The sequence below is a fragment of the Acetoanaerobium noterae genome (assembly GCF_900168025.1).
In the GTDB taxonomy this organism is placed as follows: domain Bacteria; phylum Bacillota; class Clostridia; order Peptostreptococcales; family Filifactoraceae; genus Acetoanaerobium; species Acetoanaerobium noterae.
In genome coordinates this window covers 186340-208464 of sequence record NZ_FUYN01000002.1, presented here as the reverse complement: position 1 = coordinate 208464, position 22125 = coordinate 186340, and the positions used below count along the sequence as shown (strand labels likewise).

The 22125-nt window shown below is 36.2% G+C and carries 20 protein-coding genes; 6 read left to right on the top strand and 14 right to left on the bottom strand.

Annotation, left to right across the window (positions count from 1 at the left end; genetic code table 11):
- Nucleotides 1-54: 54 nt before the first annotated feature.
- Both nox and B5X47_RS04635 read left to right on the top strand, forming a co-directional pair.
- Nucleotides 55-1389 carry a H2O-forming NADH oxidase gene (gene nox / locus B5X47_RS04640; RefSeq protein WP_079589037.1) on the top strand — a complete coding sequence of 445 codons (1335 nt, stop codon included), beginning with the start codon at nucleotides 55-57 and terminating at the stop codon, nucleotides 1387-1389.
- Between the two features lie 229 nt (nucleotides 1390-1618).
- Nucleotides 1619-2641 carry a branched-chain amino acid aminotransferase gene (locus tag B5X47_RS04635; RefSeq protein WP_079589036.1) on the top strand — a complete coding sequence of 341 codons (1023 nt, stop codon included), beginning with the start codon at nucleotides 1619-1621 and terminating at the stop codon, nucleotides 2639-2641.
- 117 nt (nucleotides 2642-2758) lie between these two features.
- On the opposite strand, the gene B5X47_RS04630 is transcribed toward B5X47_RS04635, so the two are convergent.
- Nucleotides 2759-3337 carry a 50S ribosomal protein L25 gene (locus B5X47_RS04630; RefSeq protein WP_143215764.1) on the bottom strand — a complete coding sequence of 193 codons (579 nt, stop codon included), beginning with the start codon at nucleotides 3335-3337 and terminating at the stop codon, nucleotides 2759-2761.
- 180 nt (nucleotides 3338-3517) lie between these two features.
- On the opposite strand from B5X47_RS04630, the gene B5X47_RS04625 reads away from it, so the two are divergent.
- Entirely contained in the window at nucleotides 3518-5014 is a 1497-nt protein-coding gene (locus B5X47_RS04625) for a leucyl aminopeptidase (protein WP_079589034.1), read from the top strand.
- 110 nt (nucleotides 5015-5124) lie between these two features.
- On the opposite strand, the gene B5X47_RS04620 is transcribed toward B5X47_RS04625, so the two are convergent.
- The 4 genes from B5X47_RS04620 to B5X47_RS04605 form a co-directional block, all read right to left on the bottom strand.
- Nucleotides 5125-6861, bottom strand: a complete 1737-nt coding sequence (locus B5X47_RS04620; protein WP_143215763.1) for a Crp/Fnr family transcriptional regulator — start codon at nucleotides 6859-6861, stop codon at nucleotides 5125-5127.
- A gap of 26 nt (nucleotides 6862-6887) precedes the next feature.
- Nucleotides 6888-8081: a glycosyltransferase family 4 protein gene (locus B5X47_RS04615; protein ID WP_079589033.1), complete on the bottom strand. Its 1194-nt coding sequence runs from the start codon at nucleotides 8079-8081 to the stop codon at nucleotides 6888-6890.
- Between the two features lie 17 nt (nucleotides 8082-8098).
- Nucleotides 8099-9307: a hypothetical protein gene (locus B5X47_RS04610; RefSeq protein WP_079589032.1), complete on the bottom strand. Its 1209-nt coding sequence runs from the start codon at nucleotides 9305-9307 to the stop codon at nucleotides 8099-8101.
- A gap of 106 nt (nucleotides 9308-9413) precedes the next feature.
- Nucleotides 9414-9812 carry a hypothetical protein gene (locus tag B5X47_RS04605; RefSeq protein ID WP_079589031.1) on the bottom strand — a complete coding sequence of 133 codons (399 nt, stop codon included), beginning with the start codon at nucleotides 9810-9812 and terminating at the stop codon, nucleotides 9414-9416.
- Nucleotides 9813-9950: 138 nt separating this feature from the next.
- Here B5X47_RS04605 and B5X47_RS04600 point away from each other — a divergent pair, with 138 nt between their 5' ends.
- Nucleotides 9951-10784 carry a hypothetical protein gene (locus B5X47_RS04600; protein ID WP_079589030.1) on the top strand — a complete coding sequence of 278 codons (834 nt, stop codon included), beginning with the start codon at nucleotides 9951-9953 and terminating at the stop codon, nucleotides 10782-10784.
- A 7-nt stretch (nucleotides 10785-10791) separates the two neighbouring features.
- Here B5X47_RS04600 and B5X47_RS04595 read toward each other — a convergent pair whose 3' ends face one another.
- Complete coding sequence (locus B5X47_RS04595) at nucleotides 10792-11871, bottom strand: PIN/TRAM domain-containing protein (RefSeq protein WP_013360386.1); 1080 nt, start codon at nucleotides 11869-11871, stop codon at nucleotides 10792-10794.
- A gap of 131 nt (nucleotides 11872-12002) precedes the next feature.
- Between B5X47_RS04595 and B5X47_RS04590 the strand changes: the two genes are divergently transcribed.
- Nucleotides 12003-12389, top strand: a complete 387-nt coding sequence (locus tag B5X47_RS04590) for a nucleoside triphosphate pyrophosphohydrolase family protein (RefSeq protein ID WP_013360385.1) — start codon at nucleotides 12003-12005, stop codon at nucleotides 12387-12389.
- 201 nt (nucleotides 12390-12590) lie between these two features.
- Here B5X47_RS04590 and radA read toward each other — a convergent pair whose 3' ends face one another.
- From radA to B5X47_RS04565, 5 genes are all read right to left on the bottom strand, one after another.
- Nucleotides 12591-13952, bottom strand: coding sequence for a DNA repair protein RadA (radA, locus tag B5X47_RS04585; protein WP_013360384.1), 1362 nt, complete (start codon nucleotides 13950-13952; stop codon nucleotides 12591-12593).
- Between the two features lie 22 nt (nucleotides 13953-13974).
- Entirely contained in the window at nucleotides 13975-16440 is a 2466-nt protein-coding gene (locus tag B5X47_RS04580) for an ATP-dependent Clp protease ATP-binding subunit (RefSeq protein WP_079589029.1), read from the bottom strand.
- 14 nt (nucleotides 16441-16454) lie between these two features.
- Nucleotides 16455-17489 carry a protein arginine kinase gene (locus B5X47_RS04575; RefSeq protein WP_079589028.1) on the bottom strand — a complete coding sequence of 345 codons (1035 nt, stop codon included), beginning with the start codon at nucleotides 17487-17489 and terminating at the stop codon, nucleotides 16455-16457.
- The gene (locus tag B5X47_RS04570; RefSeq protein ID WP_079589027.1) at nucleotides 17489-17992 is read right to left on the bottom strand and encodes a UvrB/UvrC motif-containing protein; all 504 of its coding nucleotides are present in this window, start codon (nucleotides 17990-17992) and stop codon (nucleotides 17489-17491) included. The genes B5X47_RS04575 and B5X47_RS04570 overlap by 1 nt, the downstream gene beginning before the upstream one ends.
- Before the next feature lie 140 nt (nucleotides 17993-18132).
- A complete protein-coding gene (locus B5X47_RS04565; RefSeq protein ID WP_013360380.1) occupies nucleotides 18133-18504 on the bottom strand; it encodes a VOC family protein in 372 nt (123 codons plus the stop codon).
- A 288-nt stretch (nucleotides 18505-18792) separates the two neighbouring features.
- Here B5X47_RS04565 and B5X47_RS04560 point away from each other — a divergent pair, with 288 nt between their 5' ends.
- Nucleotides 18793-19248: a Dps family protein gene (locus B5X47_RS04560; protein WP_079589026.1), complete on the top strand. Its 456-nt coding sequence runs from the start codon at nucleotides 18793-18795 to the stop codon at nucleotides 19246-19248.
- Nucleotides 19249-19330: 82 nt separating this feature from the next.
- Here B5X47_RS04560 and B5X47_RS04555 read toward each other — a convergent pair whose 3' ends face one another.
- The 3 genes from B5X47_RS04555 to B5X47_RS04545 all read right to left on the bottom strand — a co-directional run bounded on the left by B5X47_RS04555 (nucleotide 19331) and on the right by B5X47_RS04545 (nucleotide 22115).
- A complete protein-coding gene (locus tag B5X47_RS04555; RefSeq protein ID WP_159446398.1) occupies nucleotides 19331-20716 on the bottom strand; it encodes a methyl-accepting chemotaxis protein in 1386 nt (461 codons plus the stop codon).
- 16 nt (nucleotides 20717-20732) lie between these two features.
- The gene (locus B5X47_RS04550; protein ID WP_013360378.1) at nucleotides 20733-21041 is read right to left on the bottom strand and encodes a CGGC domain-containing protein; all 309 of its coding nucleotides are present in this window, start codon (nucleotides 21039-21041) and stop codon (nucleotides 20733-20735) included.
- 168 nt (nucleotides 21042-21209) lie between these two features.
- Nucleotides 21210-22115: a DMT family transporter gene (locus B5X47_RS04545; RefSeq protein WP_079589024.1), complete on the bottom strand. Its 906-nt coding sequence runs from the start codon at nucleotides 22113-22115 to the stop codon at nucleotides 21210-21212.
- Nucleotides 22116-22125: the final 10 nt, after the last annotated feature.

The following is a 22125-nucleotide window of genomic DNA, read 5'->3' as shown; positions in this document are numbered from 1 at the left end:
TAGTTTTAACTAATTTTAATTCTTAATTGTTTTTAATTTGAGAGGAGAGTTAACATGAACAAAATCGTAATCGTAGGTGCTAATCACGCTGGAACTGCTGCTGCTAACACTATTATGGGGAACTACAAGGATGCCAAGGTAACTATATTTGATGCCAATTCAAATATAAGCTTTTTAGGTTGTGGTATGGCTCTTTGGATAGGCGAGCAGATAGCTGGAGCTGAAGGCTTATTTTATTCAAACAAAGAAAAGTTAGAAGCTCAAGGTGCTGTAGTTCACATGGAAGCTCCAGTTGAAAGCATCGACTTTGATAAAAAAATAGTTTACGCTACCCTAAAAGACGGCTCTAAGGTAGAAGAAAGCTACGATAAAATTATCTTAGCAACTGGTTCTATGCCTATCATCCCAGATATCCCTGGCAGAGATTTAGAAAATGTTCAAAAAGTAAAGCTGTACCAACACGCTGACGAGGTAATCCAAAAACTTAAAACAGAAGATATAAAGGATGTCGTAGTAGTAGGCGCTGGATATATAGGCGTAGAGCTTGCTGAAGCTTTTGAAAGACATGGAAAAAATGTTACTCTAATAGATATCGCAGATACTTGTCTTCCTGCATATTACGATGAAGAATTTACTGAGCTTATGAAGCAGAACCTAAAAGACCACGGTATTAAACTTGCTTTTGGAGAAAAAGTGCTTGAGCTAAAGGGCGATACAAAGGTTAAAGAGGTAGTTACTGATAAAGGCACTCATAAAGCAGATATGGTAGTTCTTTCTATAGGCTTTAGACCAAATAACGAGCTAGGAAAAGACAAGCTTGAGCTATTTAGAAATGGTGCCTATGTTGTAAATAAAAATCAAGAAACAAGCATCAAGGACGTTTACGCTATAGGTGACTGCGCTACTGTTTACGACAACAGCATCCAAGATACTAACTATATAGCTCTAGCAACAAATGCTGTACGTTCAGGTATAGTTGCTGCTCACAATGCAGGAGGCACTGCTTTAGAATCTGCTGGTGTTCAAGGCTCAAACGGCATATGCATCTACGATTTAAAAATGGTATCTACTGGACTTACTCTTGCAAAAGCAAAGTCACTAGGAATCGATGCTCTAGCTACTGATTACGATGACCTTCAAAAACCAGAGTTTATAGAGTCAGAAAATCCATCAGTAAAAATCAGAATAGTATATGATAAAAACACAAGAGTTATAATAGGTGCTCAGATGGCATCAACTTATGATATGTCTATGGGTATCCATATGTTCTCACTTGCTATTCAGGAAAAAGTGACTATCGATAAGCTTGCTCTTACTGACATTTTCTTCCTTCCTCACTTTAACAAGCCATATAACTATATAACTATGGCAGCTATATCAGCAAAATAATAAAATCAACTTTAGTAATCAAATAAAGCTTTAGCTTGGTTTTATAATCTAAAGTTTTACCATTATCTTATAAGGGATTGTCTTTAAAATACGAGACAATCTCTTTTTTGATTGAAAAAACTTTAGGAAATTGTATTTCTAATTATTTTGAATATTCTAATCTTTAGGCAAACGTTTTTTCTATGCTATAATATATTTAATGATATTAAATTTGAAGGAGGGATAATCTATGCAAATTGAGAACATAGATTGGGGCAAACTAGGTTTTAGCTACATGAAAACTGACTTTAGCTACATATCATACTACAAGGACGGCCAATGGGACGAGGGTAAGCTTATAGAAGAAAATACTCTAACTATCAGCCAGTCTGCTGCAGCATTACATTACGGACAGCAAACATTTGAAGGCTTAAAAGCATATAGAACAAAAAACGGTGAGATTCAATTATTCAGACCAGACGAAAATGCTAAGCGTATGATTAAAAGCTGTAATCGTATCATGATGCCTGAGTTTCCTGTAGAGAGATTCGTAGATGCCTGTAAAAAGGTTGTAAAGGCTAATGAAAGATTTATGCCTCCATACGGAAGCGGCGCTACTATGTATCTACGTCCTTTCCTAATCGGTGTAGGCGACAACATAGGTGTTAAGCCAGCTCCAGAATATATCTTCTGTATTTTCTGTATGCCAGTTGGTCCATACTTCAAGGGTGGAATGACTCCTGTAAACTTTATTACTTCTGAGTATGACCGTGCAGCTCCTTATGGAACTGGCGCAGCAAAAGTTGGTGGAAACTATGCAGGAAGCCTTTATCCTCATGAACTAGCTGTAAAAGCAGGCTTTGCTGACTGTATCTACCTAGATCCAGCTACTCATACTAAAATAGAAGAGGTAGGCGCTGCTAACTTCTTTGGTATAACTAAAGACGATAAGTTTGTAACTCCTATATCTCCATCTATTCTTCCAAGTATCACTAAATATTCTCTGCTACACATTGCTAAGGAATATCTAGGTATGGAAGTAGAAGAAAGAGATTGCTTAATCGACAATATAGATGAGTTCAAAGAGGCTGGTGCTTGTGGTACTGCAGCTGTTATCACTCCAATCGGAGGCATCTCACACAATGGCAAGCTTCATGTATTCCACAGTGAAACTGAAGTAGGTCCTGTGACTAAAAAATTATATGATACTCTTTACGGCATCCAATTCGGAGACGTTGAGGGCCCAGAAGGCTGGGTAGTAAAGGTTGACTAAATAAATGCATTTAAAAAGCGAGCCAAACGGCTCGCTTTAGTTTTGTACATAATATAAGATTTCTAAATTCCAAGAGCAATCCGCATTACTCTAGTGGATTAGTTTATTATTTTACTATTACTCTACTAGAGGTACTTCTGCTGCTTCACCCTCTACAGGCTCTGCTTCTACTCTAGGATGAGCTATAGATGCAACCAGCATATCCATATCCTCTAAAACATCTACATAATCTGGCACTTTAACATCTGATACCTTAAGAGTATCCCCATCTTTAAAATCAGCAATATCGACCTCTATAGACTCAAGTCCTTTTCCTACTTGGTATTTTACATCTATATCATTTAAACTCTGCTGGACAATCAGCCCTTGTCTTTCGATATTCTCTCTTCCTAAAAGAACTATCGGCAATCTGGTATGGATTTTGTCAGATGCTGATACTTTTAAAAGATCAAAGTGAGTAATTTTTTCTGGATTAAGTACATCTCTTTGAACATCTTTGATATACACTTGATGAGGACTTTGATCTATCTCACAATTGAAGGTTTTTGTCTGTCTGAATTTCTCATAGGATTTTACAAACTCTTTCCTTGGAACTTTAACGCTAATTGCATCGATTCCATGTCCATAAACTACCCCTGGTATCATATCCTGTTTTCTCAGTGCACCAGCTTTTTCGTCTCTTTTCATTAGTTTCATTTGTATTGCTCCTTTCAAAATTTTAGACTCCTATATATTACTACCCATTAGTTTCTAAAATTTAACATTTTTAATTTTTATTATATTAATCTTTGTGGTGGGTGATTGTTTCTTGGGGTATAATTTAGGTATGTGAAAAACACATTATATGTATTACTTATATTATTAGGAGGGGAAACTATGGATATTAGAATTTCCAAGCACGGCGAATCCACTGTACTTTGTGATACAGCTATAATCCCATTTACTGAGGGAATAGAAATATCAGAAGGTCTGCTCTATTTAGATTCAGATGTCGAGGCTATGATTAGCTATCTAGTTAAGGACAAGATATTTACAGGAAAAAAAGAACAGATAGAATCCTTTAGACTTGCAAGAGAAGAAAACCCTCGAAACATAATTTTGGTAGGCCTTGGCGATGACCAGTGCATAGACCAAGAAACAGTAAAGCTAGCTATAAGCTCAGCTATAAGAAAAGCTAAACAATTAAAATCAAAGGTTATAGAAATTCACCAGATTTTCAATTCCTGCAGTACCTCTTCTAAGGAAATGGTGAGCCTAGTTGCCAAGTACACCATACTTTCAAATTATGACTTTGGAGACTACAAAGCTCCTAAAGAAGACAGTGTAGATATACTAGAAGTAAATATTCTAGTTGGTCCTGATGAGGATATGAGTATTTTAGAAAAAGCTCTAGACGAAGGTGTAATGGAAGGTCAAAGCATCTGTGTGGCAAGAGCTCTAGTAAATGAACCTGCCAATATCATGACTCCTACTATGCTTGCTGAAGAAGCTCAAAAATACGGCAAGGAATATGGATTTGATGTTAAGGTGATGGACGAAGCAGATATAAAGGCGCTGGATATGCAAGCCTTTCTTTCTGTTGGCAAAGGCTCAGCTGCGCCAATGAAGCTCATCACTATGAAGTACCACGGCAACCCTAACGACCCTGAAATCTACGGTCTTATAGGCAAGGGTCTGACTTATGACAGTGGTGGTTACTCAATCAAGCCTACTGATGGAATGCACACTATGAAATCAGATATGGGCGGAGCTGCTGCAGTTATAGGTGCTATGATAATGGTAGCTTCTCAGAAATTAAAAATTAACGTTACAGCAGTAGTTGCAAGCTGTGAAAATATGATTTCTGGTCATGCATACAAACCAGGAGACATAATAGGCTCTATGGCTGGAAAATATATAGAAATCACTAATACAGATGCAGAAGGAAGACTTACTCTTGCTGATGCATTGACTTATGCTGTAAAAGAGGAAAAAGCGACTAAGCTCATAGACATAGCTACGCTTACGGGAGCAGCTATAGTTGCACTTGGAGAAAAAGTAATAGCTACACTTTCTTCTGATGACGATATGTTTGCCCAGTTTGACACCGCATCAAAGCTAGCAAGCGAAAAAATCTGGAGACTTCCTCTTGAAAAGGAATACAAAAAAATGCTTAAATCTGAAGTTGCTGACCTTAAAAACTCTCCTGGAAGACCAGCTGGTACTATTACAGCTTCCCTATTTTTAGAAGAGTTTACAAGTGGGCTTCCTTGGGTTCACTTAGATATAGCAGGGCCTTCATGGACAGACAAAGCAAGTAGCCTATGCCCATACGGTGGAACTGGTGCTGGGGTTTCTCTCCTTTATCATTTCTTCAAAAAATCTAGCTATTAATTAAAAGCTATCTATTACTAATTAAAGCATTTATAGCTTAAATATAGTAAATTCAAGCTTAATAGTGTTATATTCTATATATTAGAAAAGATGGGCTAAGCCCATCTTTTTTAATATATACTACTTCCTCTATCCGAAAGCAAGGTATAGCGTTCATTTAAAGTTTTTAGCTTGAGCGATAGCTTCGCATTTAGCATCTGAAGTATTCTAATACCTAGCATTGGCTGAGACTCTATGAGGCTCACAAGGTCCGCATGCTCTATTTCTATAAGCTCGCAATCCTCTTCAGCTATTATATCCACATAGGAAGTGAAGTTCTTATCAAAGCTCTCTCCAAAATAATCTCCCTTTTCAAGTATAGCAAGGTCTACAGAATCTCCTGACAAGGTTTCCTTCTGAATCCTAACCACACCTTTATATATTATTCTCATTCTGACAACTTTTTCATTGGCCTTGCCTATGAAAGTATTTTCAGGATATTCCTTCATTTTTGCTATTGCCGCAAGGGTATCTATTTCATCTTCTTCTAAATTATTAAAGAAATCCATGGATTTAAGAATAATTTCCATCTCATCTCTAGACATAGATACCAGCTCAGATTTTTTATCGTATTTTTTGACATAACCAAACTCTGCCATATCCATAATAGCTCTTATATCAATCATGTACTGCTTTGTAAAACTCAACAGACTTTTCCAGTCTTTTTGAAGTTCTATAAAGGCATCAAAAACATTGAATTTTGGCATAGCATCGTATTTTGAAAGATAGATATTGTTCATAGTTTGCTTTGCTGATTCTATATCTCCATTGCTAAGATAATCCATAGCCAACATGATATTTGCTTTAAATATCATATCCTCTAGTTCATTTGTAAGGAAATTTCCTGGATATGGGTCAAAATCGTGACTCGTTACCTTGTTCATATTCGGAAGGTCTCTTTGTGAATCTATCTTGGCTTTTTCATAGAGGAATCTGTATATGTCCTCTCTAAATCTCTTCCAAACTGGATGAGTTTTCTTAGGTGGCAAATGCTTGATAGAAAGCTCTCTATCTAAGAAAAAGTGAAAGCCAAACATCTTTGCATTTATAAGATAATCTATATCCTCTCCTCTAGTTACATTCGGATCAAATGGCACTGTTTTAAAAAGATTTCTATGAATTATCATTGCTCCACCAAATGCAAACGGAGTAAGCTTTATTCTAGGCTCTTGCCCGATTATTTTATCAAAGGCTTTTCCTTTAAAACCAAATCTATCCCAGTAAGTCATCCATGGCTCTATATCTACATCATCATAGTAATTGCCATATTTGTTGAGATAGTATCCAGCTACTCCATCTATAGTCTTTCCGTAAAGCCTTCCACCTATATACTGAGATGCCAAATCCACAAAATCCTCTTTTTCAAATAGCTCATCGTCATCAATGAGCATAGCCATTTCTGCGCCTAGTATATATGCAGTATAAATGCACATGTTTCTAACATTTGCATACCCTCTTATATTCATAAGCTTAATAACGCTCTGGTCTACATCTTGCTCTGCCGCTAGAGCTTTAATTTTTTCAAGCTCTGCAGGAGTAAAGATAAAAGTCTGAATGTCTAGATTCACTTCAGATAGAATTTTGTTTACTTTCTCCTTTGCTCTATCTGTAAGCTCTTCACTTGTAGGCGAAACTAATATCACCAGCTGAAAATCTTGATTTTTAATGATTCTAATACTTTCTAAGGTCCGCTTTAAGGTACCATCTTCATCTATAGGTGTGGGGTGGTCATATACCGAGTCTCCGTCTTGATGCCCTTCTGATTTAGGTCTAGAATAATAAACAGGTATCACCATTACTCGTCTCATAGAAGTTCTCCTTTCGCAAAATTCTACTATCCTTTTATAGCCTTCTCATATACGTCAATCACTTCATCTATGACTCTGTTCCATGAAAACTCTTTCATAGCAAACTCATGAGCTCGTTTTCTTTTGGCTTTTTTGTCAGGGTTTTTTATTTCTGAAATTATGGATTTTGCTAGAGCTTCATAGTCCTCTTCATCTATTACGCTTCCTATAGTATCATCTACAAAATCCACTAGTCCGCCTCCATTTGTAACTACGACTGGAGTTCCGCAGGCTAATGCCTCTATAGCCACAAGTCCAAAAGGTTCCTTTCTAGAAGGGACTGTCGATACATCAGCTATGTTATAGATATCAGCTACCTTTTCTTGATGCTGATGCCCTAGCATATATACGTGTTTTAGCCCTAGGCTTCTTCTTAAATTATTAAGCTCATCATAAAGCTCTCCATGACCTACAATAAGTGTCATTACATCTTCCACTTCTTCCTCGTAAATCTTTGCGGCTTTTAGAAGTAGGTCTACCCCTTTGAAATGAGCTAGCTTGCCTACAAAAGAAACTACATGCCTTGCATCAGGCAGTCCAAAGCTAGCAAGAACTTCTTTTCTGCTTACAGGCTTTAGATTGAATATGCTCTCATCAAATCCATTTAAAATCAGTCTTCTAAGAGAATCAGGGACTGAGTATTTTTCGCCTACCTCATAATCCACTTGCTTGGAGATAGTTATTATTTTTTTAGATTTTTGAGCTCCTTCAAGGGCATAAGGCACATATCTTGAGTCGAGTACAAGACCTTTTAAATCTGTCCCGTGAGCTGTAGCTACATAGGGAACTCCTGTCTTGCTAGCGCAATAAGGCGCTATCCACAGATGCTGACAATGTATGATATCGGGCTTAAAGATAGCTACAGCTTCATCTATAGCTATCTGCATCAAATCTATATAATGGTGCATCTGCTCATCTGTAAGCTGATAAAAGGTGTTATTGCTTTTAGGATGCGTCGTAAAGCAAGGGAAATTGAACTCTGCATCTACCTTTTCACCTTTATTTGCTTCGCTTCGAAACAGTATGCTCTTGGTTATATAAGGCTTACTGATATTTGTATGTTCTGGAAGAATCACCATTACCTCATGACCTAGCTCAGTAAGTTTAGAAGCTATATTCTTGGTATAAATACCACTTCCTGAACCCTCAAGAGGAAAATGATTTACAAGTAATACCTTCATTTTTAGAATCCTCCTTTTTAAATAAGCTTCATTTTGATGTGATCAAAGCCTTCCATAGAAAGCTCATATTCATCTAATACCCTGTTAAAGCTTTTCATAGCACTGTCTATTGCAGTTGGCATAATCAAAAACCTTCTGTCCTTTAGGTATCTAGCTGTATGGACACTACTTTTTACAAGGAATTCTTTTTGTTTTTCATAAAGAGCCTTGTAGTCATTTCCATTTATATAGTTCATAAATGGATTCCTGCCTATCCAGCCTAGAGATGCATAATAGAATCTATCCTTTATAGCCACACTGTTTACAATGTCAGGCACTTTCGGAAAATCCGAATAGGTGTTGTGAAATATCAAAGTATCTATATCCACAGCTTTTAGCTGATTGTTTTTTGCAAATGTTCCCATAAGGGTATCCTCGCCTCTAGTTAGTACAAGCTCATCTCCTGCCATATAGGTAGTGGAGAAAAATGGCGGAAGCTCCTTAAATGCTTTGAGCTTTATTGCCATATTTCCACCTAAGAACTTATCTGTGCTATATGGCTTTTCTTCCTTAGAAGCAAAATTTATGCAGCCAGTTCCACTACAGCTCTTTACAAAATCTATAGCCGATTCCTTTTGAAGTCCTCCTAGATACTCATCTAGATATGAATACTCCATAGGTGGAATGATGTAATAGCCCGAGTAGTCGCTAGTTGTGACCATTACATCGTTTTGATTCAGATATTTAAAATGTCTTTCGAAGAAATCAATTTCTTCAAGTTCATAGTCTTCGAGTTCTTTGGTATCTTTTAGTGATATATAATCTGGAAGATTTGACTTTCTATGACTTGGTTTTAAAAGCAGGGGATAAACGTCCGTATCTACGAAGAATAATGCGTCCATTTCTAAGAGCATTGCTTTGATTAGAACTGTATTTCTATATGTGCTATATGGCAAAAGTCCATAGTTTTCCAAGGTTTCTGCATAGATAAGAGGCATAAAATCCTTGGCTCTTATTCCTCTTTTTCTAAGGTCTCTTTCCATATCATAGCTATGGTTTACCTTGATTAAATGGGTCTTTGGAAATTCTCTTTCTAGTTTTTCAACAAAGGGTCTGTCATACCCATGAGAATAGCAGATAATAAGAGCATCGATTTCATGCCCAAATTTATTGGCGTTCTTAACAAAGTCTAAAATAGAAATGTCGGCATTTATATATTTTGTAATTAATCCTAATGCTACTTTCATACTTTCTCCTTTCCACTAAAAAAACTTCTATCGCTCTTGATAGAAGTTTTTACCCAAAATTAACAAAAATTAACATATTATGTTTTGATTTAAAGTTGGATGGAGTCTAGACTTGGCTAAGTAGCCTCTTCATAACATCAGGAAGTTTTCTTCTTCCATTTGAAATATGCATGATTCCGCTTACAAGGAGGATTTCGTTTTTTACCTCATCGTACGTATAGGCATAGCTTTTTTGAACTGCAAATTTAAGCCCTAAATTTTCCATTTGAGAGTTGCTCATCTCGTCTGCAAGTACCATTAGATGATTGATTTCTGTATCGTCCTCAATATAATCCTTTGCTGTAGGATCTAATTTTTTCACTGGTATGCTCAGCTTAAATGCAAGTGCATCATCGCGCTTTGTTCTCTTGCTCATATCTTCTCTTACTGTAAAGCTAGTGTACTGCTCAATCTTCTTTGCTATATCCTGGCTGTCATAGACTTCATCGCCTAAAATTTGATACATAGCTTATACCTCCTTTTCACAAAATATATTTAAATAACTGTTTTATAATGGTATTATACACTATATATCAGTAGTTTTGAAAATTAGGTTTAGATTTTATTTAAAATGGCTATTTGTAGTAGGTTTGGAGGAAATAATATGGTAGTACGTTCAAGCTTAATCAGAAGTTTTGATATAAAAGAAAAATCCAGCAAATGGCTTATAGGCATTTTGATAGCTTCTCTAATAAGCTTTTATATTTGGAGTATATATAGTGGAAATGGTATTCTTGAGGCTGTAAAACACAGCCTAGTAAAAACTATGGGATTTTATCTTAGCTGGTGCTTTGCAAGAGAGCTAGACCCTGATGCAAAAGTGGAAGCTTTTTATGGACTTGCTCCTCTTTTTATAATATTTATTTTTGTAGATGAGGTTCTCATACTGCCAGGAATATTTTTTTTGCTTCTCACTAGAATTCTAACTAGAAGCTCAGGAAGTATGGTCACAAATTTTGATTTGATTTTCGTCTTGTTTTTTTCAGTGTATCTCTATTTTTTTTATAGCTTTATTTTTCCTCTTAGCGCCTCTATATTTATATTTGCTGATTACAAGCTAAAGGGAGGTCAAAAAAGAAATATTCCTTATGCTAGCTTCATGCTTATTATTTCATTGCTTTCTTTTTTGAATCTGTATACTATAGAAAAAACAGAAACCTCTATAATAGATATACTTATGGTGTCTTTAATCACACCTATGTTTGCATTTAGACTATCTACTTTAAAAAATATCCTCTCTACCTCTGATAGAGATAAGTATTTTCTAAGTCCAAAAAGAATAAAGCTAGCAGGAATACTGCTACTTATGTCATCGACTGCACTAGCTATTAATTACGGCTATATATTTCAGATGGGCTTCTTGTGGATGGCAATGCTTGGAATATCTATCCCTCATATCAAAAACTTAAAAACCCTCCAAAAACCATTGGAGGGCTAAGTTAACTTTATTTTGGCTTTGCAAATATCATACGACCTGCTGCTGTCTGAAGAACTGAGGTAACAAGAACTTGGAAAGTCTGGCCGATGAGCTTTCTAGCTCCTTCAACTACTATCATCGTTCCATCATCTAGATATGCTATACCTTGATTTTGCTCTTTACCTTCTTTTACAATAGTAACTAGCATCTCTTCTCCAGGAATTACAAGTGGCTTGATAGAGTTTGCCAGCTCATTGATATTTAGAACCTTTACGCCTTGAAATTGAGCTACTTTATTTAGGTTATAATCGTTTGTAAGTACCTTTCCATCTAGTACCTGTCCTAATTTTAAAAGCTTCATATCGACTTCAGCTATATCGTCAAAATCCATTTCACAAATTTCTACATCTAGCTTAAGCTCTGTCTGCATCATGTTTAATATATCGAGGCCTCTACGTCCTCTAGCTCTTTTTAAATCATCTGCAGAGTCAGCTATATGTCTTAGCTCCTCTAAAACGAAAGTCGGTACCACTAGCTTGCCTTCTACAAATCCCGTTTGAGCAATATCAGCTATTCTTCCATCGATTACCACGCTAGTATCTAAAATCTTAGGTGGTATAGCATGACTGCTTTTCTTGCTGCTACCTTTTTCTTTGCCCCCAATTGGTTTAACTGCATTTATTAAATTGGCTAAATCCTCTTTTCTTCTGCTTGCTATATTATAGCCTATATATCCGAAGAATATATAAATAAGAGTGGCTATAGGAGTTCCAACAAGTGGAATATTAATAACCAAACCGCTTATAAAATACGCTATTATAAGTCCTATTATAAGTCCTATACTCGAGGTTAGAATTTCACCCGTGGGCATTGATGAAACCTCATTCTCAATTTTGTTTGCTGCTTTTTGGCCTAGATTCATGATATAAGGAGAGAAAAAATAAAATATAAGTCCGAATGAAAGTGAAATAATAGAGGCTAATCCTATTTTTAATACTAAACTTTCAGGCGCATATTGTGGAACAATACGTTCCAAATAAATATAAAATGCTGCACCTATAGTTACTCCAACTAAAGATACGATTATTCTTAAAATCTTCTTTACCATGTGTTCACCTACCTTTCTAATTTTTTTGCCTAGACCCTAGTACATTATAGCACAATTTAATCCAATCTTCGCAGTTGACCTTTTACAGCATCTTTAAGTATAATAATATATAAATACAAGGAGGTAAAAAGATGGAGCTAAATGAATTTACCCAAAAAGTTGAAGAGGTTCTAATAAGACATAAAAGTATACTCGACATAATGACAAAGCTTCAAGAAACTGATGCCAGAACAACTAGAGCTGTAGCAAAAGCCGTTACAGAGTGTGGCTGTATCAGTATCAAGGCCTCCAAACAGCAACTATCTACAGAAGTGGATTACTCTGAGCTTGATAAATTTACAAGTAATCATATAGATGGAGAGCTTTGCCCTAGATGCAAAGAACAGCTAGTTCATGAAATAGGCGATCATATTTTTTATATATCTGCACTGTGCAACACATTGAATTTAAGCCCTGGCGATATCTTAAGCAAAAAACATGACGAAATAACAACCCTAGGCAAGTTCAGTCTTTTTTAAACATCTTCACAGTACTATTTTACAATATATTAACCCTGTTATGATTTACAAATGACTTACAATACTGTGGAAATTCTGAGGAAAATAATATGTAAATTTAGGTAAAAGTCTATTTTAACTAGACTTTTACCTTTTTTATTGTAAATAAATGAAGATTTCTAGAGCTTATTACAATTCATATTTAAATTATTGATAATCCTTTTATTTAAATGCTTCAGCAAGAGCCATCTTTACATCTTTCACTCCTGTAATCTTAATTGAATTTATATTTTTTAGGTCCTTTGCAGTGCTATAAGGCACTATAACCTCTTCAAATCCAAGCTTTAAGGCTTCATTAATACGCTTTTCTCCAAAGCTCACTGAGCGAATCTCACCTGTTAAGCCTATCTCTCCAAAAAATGCCACATTGTTTTTGATTTCTCTGTTTGAAAAGCTCGATGCCACTGCACAGGCTATCCCTAAATCAAGTGAAGGCTCGTAAATTTTTATGCCTCCAGTCAAATTCACATAAACATCCTGACTCTGAATTCTAAGCCCAGCTCTTCTTTCTAATACAGCCAGAAGCATGTTTAGCCTATTAAAATCAATCCCTGTAGCTGTTCTTCTAGGCACTGCAAATGTAGTTGGAGCAACAAGAGCTTGGATTTCCACTAGCATAGGTCTTGTGCCTTCCATAGTACAAACTATAGCAGTTCCTGGAGCTCCCACACTGTGCTCAGATAATAGAATTTTGGATGGATTGCTTACCTCTATCAAGCCTTTATCCGTCATTTCAAAAACTCCAAGCTCATTTGTAGAGCCAAAACGATTTTTTACAGCTCTTATCATTCTATAGGTATTGAATCTCTCGCCTTCAAAATAAAGCACAGTATCCACTAGATGCTCTAGAACTCTAGGTCCTGCAATAGCTCCTTCTTTTGTTACATGGCCTACTAGAAAACAGCTGATGTTATTTGCCTTTGCTATATTCATAAGCCTTCCAGTTGCTTCTCTAACCTGAGAAACACTTCCTGGAAGAGATGTAAGCTCTGGCGATGATACCGTCTGAACAGAGTCTATTACTACTACGTCAGGCATAACTGCAAGTATCTCTCCTTCTATAGTATCTAGATTCGTCTCTGCCAGTATGAGCATATTCATATCACCAGAAAAAAGGCGAGAAGCCCTTAGCTTAATCTGCTGAGCTGACTCCTCACCTGAGATATACAGCACCTTTTTTTCCTTTGAAATATGGTGGGCTAATTGAAGCAGCAAAGTGGACTTTCCTATTCCTGGATCTCCTCCTATAAGAACAAGAGAGCCTCTTACTATACCTCCACCAAGCACTCTGTCAAATTCAGAAATATGAGTAGTGAATCTATCAGCCTCAGTTCCCTCTACAGATTTTAAATCCACAGATTTTTGCAAATGTGAGCTTTGTTTTTTTGCTCTAGCAGTTTCCTTTTGGGTATAAGCTTCCTCTACCATAGAGCCCCCACTATTGCACTCTGGACAGATCCCCCACCATTTTGCGGATTCATAGCCGCACTGCTGACAGATATATTTGGTCTTTACCTTTGCCATATTTTAACCCTAGCCTTTCATTCTAAACTGTTTTTGTCTTTACTACGAAATCTAGCTTGTCATCCACTGCTGTAACTTTTATATTGTCAGAATCATTTATTTCTCCTCTTAAAAGCTTTTCAGAGATTTCATCTTCAAGCAGTCTTTGAATAGCTCTCTTTAGAGGTCTTGCTCCAAACTCTAAATCATAGCCATTTTTAGTGATGAGCTTCATTGCAGCCTCATCTAGCTCTATAGTAATATTTTTATCCATAAGACGTTTTTCCAGATTTGATATCATTAGATATACGATTTTTTCAAGCTCTCTATCTGTAAGCGCATGGAATACTATAATATCGTCTACACGATTTAGAAACTCTGGTTTAAAGCTTCTCTTAAGCTCAACCATAACATTGTCCTTCATCTTTTCGTAAGCCGCTTTTTCTTTCTTTTCCTCATCTGTTACAGTGCTAAATCCAAGAGTCTTTTGCTTTTGGATAGTAGTTGCACCTACGTTTGAAGTCATGATGAGCACTGTATTTTTGAAATCGACAGTACGTCCTTTAGAATCTGTAAGTCTTCCATCGTCTAGAATCTGAAGCAGCATATTAAATACATCTGGATGAGCTTTTTCTATCTCATCAAATAATACCACAGAATATGGCTTTCTTCTGATTTTTTCTGTAAGCTGTCCGCCTTCATCATAGCCTACATATCCTGGAGGAGAGCCTATGAGTTTTGATACAGAATGCTTTTCCATATACTCACTCATATCTATTCTAACTATAGAATCCTCATCTTCAAACATTGCTTCTGCTAAAGCCTTTGAAAGCTCAGTTTTTCCTACTCCTGTAGGTCCTAGGAATATAAATGAGCCTATAGGTCTCTTTGGATCCTTCAAACCTGTTCTAGCTCTTCTTATGGCTCTAGATATAGCTTCTACTGCTTCCTCTTGCCCTATAACTCTTTTGTGAAGTATGTTTTCTAAATCTAAAAGCTTAGTAGATTCTTCCATTTGAAGTCTAGTAACTGGAACACCTGTCCATGAAGATACTATTTCTGCTATATCCTTTTCTAATACTACCTCAGTGCTAGTATAATTTTTCTTAGTCCACTGCTCTTTATTTTCGCCTAGCTGTTCTTTGATTTGCTTTTCTTCATCTCTAATTTTAGCAGCCTTTTCAAAATCCTGAGTAGCTATTGCTTCTTCTTTTTCCATAGAAAGCTTAGATAGTTTATCCTCTAGCTCCTTGATATTATCAGGCTCCATATATTTTCTAAGCATTACTCTAGAAGCCGCTTCATCTATTAAATCTATAGCTTTGTCAGGCAAAAATCTATCTGTGATATATCTATGTGATAAATCAACGGCCGCCTTTATTGCTTCATCAGTAATCTTTACCTTATGGTGAGCTTCATATCTATCTCTAAGGCCGTGAAGTATTTTTATAGAATCCTCAGTGTTAGGCTCATCTACCATTACTGTCTGGAATCTTCTCTCTAGAGCAGAATCCTTTTCTATATGCTTTCTGTATTCATCTATAGTAGTAGCTCCCATAACCTGGATTTCTCCTCTAGCTAGTGCAGGCTTCATGATATTTGATGCATCTATAGCGCCTTCAGCTCCACCAGCTCCTGCTAAATTATGGATTTCATCTATAAATATAATCACATCTTTGTTTGCTTTCAATTCCTCGACTATTTTTTTAACTCTCTCTTCAAACTCTCCTCTGTACTTAGCTCCTGCCAAAAGAGTCCCCATCTCTAGAGTCATAATACGCTTATTTTTAAGAGTAGATGGTATATCTCCTGAGTTTATTTTTTGAGCTAGCCCTTCTATTATAGCTGTCTTTCCTACACCAGGGTCGCCTATAAGCACAGGGTTGTTTTTAGTTCTTCTGCTTAGGATTTGAATTATTCTTTCTATTTCCTTGCTTCTACCTATTACAGGGTCAAGTCTGTTTTCGTCAGCTTCTTTGGTCAAATCCACACCGTACTGATTAAGTGTTGGTGTATTTGGATTTTGGCTATTCATAGAGCTTGTATTTCCAGCTTGATTAGGCTCTTTGCCTGCACTGCTTCCTCCAAGAAGATTTATAATCTCTTTAAATACCAGATTATAGTCTATACCTTTTTCCATAAGAAGCCTGCATCCTATGCACTCTTTTTCCTTTAGTAAGGCTAGAAGTAAATGCTCAGTACCTATATAGCTATGGCCTAGCATCTTTGCTTCCATTATACTCAGCTCAAAAATCCCCTTGGTTCTAGGGCTAAAGCCTTGAAAATGAGTATTTGGAAGTCCAATACCCTCTAAATCTATTATTTCTCTTACTAGCGATTCTAAGGTAAGACCAAATTTATATAGTACTTGATAAGCTATTCCTTGACCTTCAGCCATCAGTCCTAAAAGAATATGCTCACTGCCAGCAATATTATGGCCTAGCTTGCTAGCTTCCCTCTTTGCAAGCTCTATGGCTTGCTTTGCTCTTTCTGTAAAATTTTCCATCATTTTTGTAATCCTCCTTATCCTACAAAGTCAACATCTTTAAAAATCGTCCTGAGCAGATTTGCTCTACCTGTATCTATTTGTTCTTGGCTTTTTGCTTTGTAATCTATGATTTGATTTCCTGGCTGTACCTTTATCATGAGTCTGTTTATTTCTTCATCTGATATTCCTGTAATCCAGCCTAATCGTATTCCTAGCTTGATTTTAGAAAGATAGTTCATAGATTCATTTATCTTCATGACCCTGCTAGTCGCTAATATCCCAAGGCATCTAGAAATTCTGTCTTGTAATCCTATACCCAGCTTTGAAACTAATATTCGTTCTGCCTCTATTTCCTTTTCAATTATTTGCCTAGTTATACCCATGATGCTGTTTACTATTTCTTCTTCCTTGAAGCCTAAAGTAAGCTGATTTGAAACCTGAAAAAGCGAACCTATAAACTTTGTTCCCTCTCCATAAAGCCCTCTAACTGCAAGGCCTATCTGAGTAGCATTTTCAAGTATTGGAGTTATAAAGCCCATCTCAACTAGCGCTGGCAGATGAACCATTACAGAGGCTCTCATTCCTGTGCCTAGATTTGTAGGACAAGAAGTCAAATACCCTAGGTTCTCCCTAAATGCGTATCTTAAGTTTTTTTCCAGTAAATCATCCAGTTTATCGCACATCTCATAAGCATTATCCATATGGAGTCCTGGAAGAAGAGCTTGAATTCTCAGATGGTCTTCTTCATTTACCATTATCGACAGGGTATTTTGCTCATTTATAAATACTGCTCCTTTTGCTTCTTCTGACATTTCCTTGCTTATCAAATGATTTTCAAGCAGATATTCCTTGTAAAGCATATCTGCCTCAGCCATTATTACAGCGTCAAAGTTTATATCATAGCCATCCAGGCTTTTTTTCACCTTTGAGATAATGTCCTTTGCTTCGTTTGTTTCTAATTTATTTGGAAAATTATAGTCCTCCAAATTTCTAGCTAGTCTTACTCTAGAGCTCACAACTATGCTTTTTCTCATGTCCTCAAGCTTGCTTGCTTCTACATTTTCGTTCATTATCCCACCTCTTTCTCAAGGAGCTTGATTTTATCTCTTAGCTCAGCTGCTTTTTCAAATTCTTCTGCCTGTATAGCATGAGAGAGCTCCGTTTTGAGCTTAGTGATTTCTCTTTTTCGCTTTATGTCAAAGGCCGCATGCTCAGGTATTTTTCCTATATGCTCTCCTTTTATTTGCACTCTTCTTATTAGAGGACTCAGCTCATCCTTAAAGGTTTCATAGCAAGCTTCACAGCCCACTTTTCCAAGAGATTGAAATCTGCTGTAGGTAGAGCGGCATTTTGGGCAGGCCTTTTCTTTTTCAGCCTCATAGGTACTGCTCTTGTCCATATCCATTAGACTTGCAAACAAATCCTTGACTGAAAAAGGTATATTTATATCTATAGGCTTTATTTTTTTCTCCTTTGCACAGTCTTCACACAGCGATACCTTTGTAACTGCACCATTTATAACCTGCATATATGAAATAGATGCTTCGTTTTGCTTACAATTTTGACAAAGCATGAAATCGCCTCACTTTCTATCCTAATTATTGCCTATTTTTTCATTTCTAAACTGGCTTGCTAAGTTTTTTTGAATTCAAAAGAGTGCCCCCATATTTTTATATGAGGACACCCTGGTATTTTACCCTATTGATTTATCTCTTATCTGTTTTGAGGCAATATCTCTAGCCAATAATTGTCTGGGTCTGCTATAAAATAAATACCCATTGATGGATTTTCAAATACTATGCAGTCCATCTGCTTGTGATGCTCATGAGCCTTTTCATAATCATCCACAGTAAAGGCTATATGAAACTCATTGTCTCCAAGATTATAAGGTCTGTCCCAGTCTCTAAGCCAAGTAAGCTCTAGCTGATGAGCTGAGCTTCCATCTCCTAGATATACGAGTATAAAGCTTCCGTCAGAAGCTTCCTTTCTTCTTACTTCTTTAAGCCCTAGTGCTTTTTCATAAAAAGCCATGCTTTTTTCTAAATCTAGTACGTTTATATTGTTATGTGCAAATTTAAATTCCATTGTGCCCTCCTTATATTTATGTTTACAACCGGATTAGTTCTAAATTGTCTGTTTTGAATCTGTTTTGAAATTGTTGGCTTTTAACAATCCTCATAAATATTATATACCACAAAAAAACTTATTCAAAAAAATTTTTTTAAAAAGATGTTTAAACTTATTTTAATTGGCTATAATTGTATTATAGACAACTTTGAAATGATTACAATTTAGTTTAATTAAATCATTTTTGGGTAAACTAATTAATATGATAAAAATAAATTTTATATAATTTTAAGGAGGAATTTTATTATGGCTAACAAGAAAAACGCTAACACTGTAACTCAGTTTCTAAATGTTCATCTATCAGATCTTCACGTTATGTATACTAAGCTTCACAACTATCACTGGAACGTAGAAGGAAGAGGTTTCTTCCAGCTACATGCAAAACTAGAGGAGCTATATGATGGCGTAGCAGGAGAGCTTGATGAAGTTGCTGAAAGAATCCTACAGTTAGGTGAGCGTCCATTTGCAACTATGAAGGACTATCTAGCAAATGCAAAAATTAAGGAAGTTGAAAGCAAAGGCATAAGCCCAGACGAAGTGCTATCTGCTCTTCAAAAGGATTATGAGTATGTAATAGAATCTCTTAAAAACGGTATTGATATAGCTGGAGAAGCAGATGACCCTGTAACAGAAGATATGCTGACAGGAATGCTAGCTGGCTATGAAAAGAATTTATGGATGATTAAAGCGTATCTAGCATAAATAAATTCTAAGCTAATAAATAATCAAACCCTCCTTGAAGTTTAAGAATCAGCTTAAGCTTCAAGGAGGGTTTTTTAATTGCTTATATAGATTTTTTTATTTCGTCTAAATATCTAAACACCTCGGCTGAGTGCTTATCCATTTCCTCTAGATAATTATTTGCAAGCTTTAGATCTCCTCTAGTATATGCATCCGCAGCCTTTGAAGCAGCTTCATGCAAAGCTATATGTGGCTTTTCTAGAGATTTAAAGGCAGAAATGTGTTCTAAATCCTTGCATTCTATACCATAATACCATTGACCTAGCCTGCATCCTTTGTAGCTTGCTACTTTTTCTTTATCCACCACCTCATAGTGAAGAATCATGTTATATACCTTCCATCTCCAAATCAAGTGGTCTACCTTGTAGATTTCTATCTTTTCTCTATTGTCTAGACATGAACTTTCTGCAACCATTTCAATCCTAAGCTTGTCTATATCCTTACTAACTTCAAAGATTTTTTCCCCTACCTGATTACAGCTATTCACTATGTCATCAGAACGCCCTGCTATTTCGCTAGTCCCACTTGCAAAGGTATCAATAGCCGCTGTTTGCTCCTGAGTATTGGCAGCAACTTGAGTCACTATATCACTTAAGTTTCCAACAGCTGAGCCTATTTGCCCCATGGATTCTAGAGATTCATCTACTAGCTTTGAGCCTGAATGAAGCTGCGCTGTAGTATTATTTATACTTACAACAGAAGAATCTATAGATACCTGAAGCTCTCCAACATTTTTTTGGATATCATCTACAGAGTTTTTAGTATGCTCTGCAAGCTTTCTAACCTCATCAGCAACTACTGCGAATCCTCTTCCTGATTCTCCTGCTCTAGCTGCTTCTATAGCTGCGTTTAGAGCTAAAAGGTTCGTCTGATCTGCTATTCCCTTTACTATATCTACTATTTGATTTATCGTTTCTGTTTTCTTCTTTACTTCGCTCATCATTAGGTTTACTGATTCAATATCTTCGAATGAAGTTTTTACAAAATCCATTGCCTTTGATATATTTTCAGAGCCTTTTTGTGAGGTATCATAAAGCTCTGACGCCATTTCTGATGCCTTAAGAGTCATCTGGGCTACATCCTCAACAGAAGCTGAAAGCTGCTCACTGCTAGCTGACATAGACTGAAGGGTGTCTGACTGAGTTTCTATACCTTCGACCATGGTTTTTACTTCTACCATCTTTACTACTTCATTTAATATTGAGTTAAGATGTAGAATCTCATCTTTTTTCGATATATTTCTGCTCATAATAGTGTTCAAAAGCTCAGCAATCTCTTTGTCCTTAATCTCATCTGCCGATACTTTGCACAGCTCTCCAATGGATATTCTTCTAAGTACCTCTTTAATCGCACCTATATCAGCTTTTTGCTCTATAGTGCTATGTTCTTTTACTTGCTTTTGCCCTGAAGAAAATAAACCCATAATCATCTTCCTTCCTAAGATATTAATCCAATATCGCTCTTCCATGAGTATAGCCTTTAACTTCAAAGTCCTTTGAGAGCCTTTCTAAAAGCTCCTGATATCCTGAGTAGCGTCTTCTAAGACAACTCGAAAGATGAACTGCTTCAACTTTATTTTTCTTTAATTTTTCTATTTTATGCTCCAAATCTCCGCCCACATGAGTAAAGCCTAGAATCTGAGCCTCTGGTCCATAGTCTGAAAACGAATCAAGCCTATTGAAAAACGCATTGAAGCAACCTTTTCCTGTACATCTTTTCATAGTATCTTCATTTACTAATATAGCTATTTTCATTTATTACCCTCCAGATGATTTGATAATCTCGTATTAAATAATTAAGTCCAATCAGGTTAATAGGCGATTGGACTTTGAACCTTAATATATTCACAGTAAAGAAATTAAGCTGATTCGTCTGTGATTTTTATCAAGGCTTAATATATAATTGCGAAATTATTCTCTCATCTACTGTGATATTTCTCTCTTAATCATCTTCACAGGTGGCTTGTTCATTGCTCCTATAGACACCAGTATTATGGCTACACCTATAAGATTGCCCAGTCTTACAGGTTCTTTTAAGAATACTGCAGCTATTGCAATCGATACTATTAGCTCAACAGATGCAATAACTCCTAGCTTTGAAACCTGTACATTGTGAAGTGACGGTATGTAAAGGCAGTAAGGCATAGCTGCTACAAATATACTAAAGGCTATAAGCAATACTACAAGTCTTAAATCTTGAAGCATATATAGCTCGTTCATCGGCTTTGCAAATGGAAGCAGCATAAGGCTTCCAAACATAAAGCTGTAGATTATAATAGTAAAAGGATTATACGAGGATGCTGTTTTCTTGCTAAGTGCTGGCATAAGTGAATAGCTAAGAGATGCAATAAGTCCTAGAGCTATTCCAGGAAAATCTGCTTTCAGTGCTGAAAAGTCTCCACCAGTTACTCCAAATATACAGCCTGCAAAACATATCAGCACTGAAATTATTTTTCTTTTATCAGCTTTTTCCTTGTACATAAAGGTTCCTAGCAAAAACATAAACACAGGTGAAAAATAAAGCAAAACTACCGCTGTAAAGGTTCCTACTCTTTGAATAGACGCAAAATAAGTAAGATTAAATAATCCCTGCGAAATCACACCTATAACGCAAGCAGAAATCAGTCCTTTTAGGTCTATTTTTAAAATGCTCGGATCTTTTATTAAAAACCATACTGCAAGCAAAGCAAATCCCAGAAAAACTCTAGAAAATGCTACAAATTCTGCACTTAATCCAAATCCTCTAAGTGTCTGAACGAAAATACCAATCATGCCCCATAAACTGCCTGCTAGGGCAATCTTTAAATAGCTTTTTGTCTCTTTGTCCATTTTGACTACC